Here is a 219-nt window from a genome sequence, read left to right on the forward strand (position 1 = left end):
TCAGATCTGTTAACGCCTTGGGAAACCATTGATAAGCGTATTCATAGTTCCGGTGAAGGTGATTTTGTTATCTCTTTTTATAACCCAGTATCGAAAAAACGTGCTTGGCAGCTTAACCATGCGCGTGACGTATTATTAAAGTATCGTCCAGCATCATCCCCTGTGTTACTAGGTCGCCAGTTAACGCGTGAAGATGAAACTATTCGTCTTATCCGTGTG

1 pseudogene is annotated in these 219 nt (G+C 42.5%); it reads left to right on the forward strand.

The window, feature by feature from the left end:
• A pseudogene (locus V6256_RS15775) lies at positions 1–219 on the forward strand (precorrin-3B C(17)-methyltransferase); the annotation flags it as partial.

The organism is Psychromonas aquatilis (assembly GCF_038155185.1).
Taxonomy (GTDB): domain Bacteria; phylum Pseudomonadota; class Gammaproteobacteria; order Enterobacterales; family Psychromonadaceae; genus Psychromonas; species Psychromonas aquatilis.